Source organism: Faecalibacterium sp. DFI.5.82 (assembly GCF_029076575.1).
Taxonomy (GTDB): domain Bacteria; phylum Bacillota; class Clostridia; order Oscillospirales; family Ruminococcaceae; genus Faecalibacterium; species Faecalibacterium duncaniae.
Genome location: NZ_JARFIS010000568.1, coordinates 1 through 308 on the forward strand (window position 1 = coordinate 1; position 308 = coordinate 308).

1 protein-coding gene is annotated in these 308 nt (G+C 64.0%); it reads right to left on the reverse strand.

Features of this window, described 5'->3' with window-relative positions; genetic code table 11:
- Positions 1-103 precede the first annotated feature (103 nt).
- Positions 104-256 (reverse strand): hypothetical protein, encoded by a 153-nt coding sequence (locus P0G09_RS17915; RefSeq protein WP_275253344.1) that lies wholly within the window; start codon positions 254-256, stop codon positions 104-106.
- Between the last annotated feature and the right edge of the window lie 52 nt (positions 257-308).

The following is a 308-nucleotide window of genomic DNA, read 5'->3' on the forward strand; positions in this document are numbered from 1 at the left end:
AGGGGGCATACTGCCCGACCAGCGCCGTCCACGACTCGTACTCGCTGCGCACGTCGCAGCCGACCGCGGCGGCCAGATCGAAGTCGAAGCTCATGCTTTGCAGCTAGAGCGCCTTGGTCTTGGTCGCCGGGGATCCGGCTTTGTCGTCGCTGTTTTCCGTGTCGAGCTCGACGCTGTGGGAGATGCCGTTGAGTGCGGCGATCCTCTGGCAGGAGACGCCCCACGTCTTGCCGTTCCACGATGCCATGACGGCCATGTCTATCCCTCCTTACTGTGGGACAGAAGTGGTGCCGCCTCGGCTGTCTGTG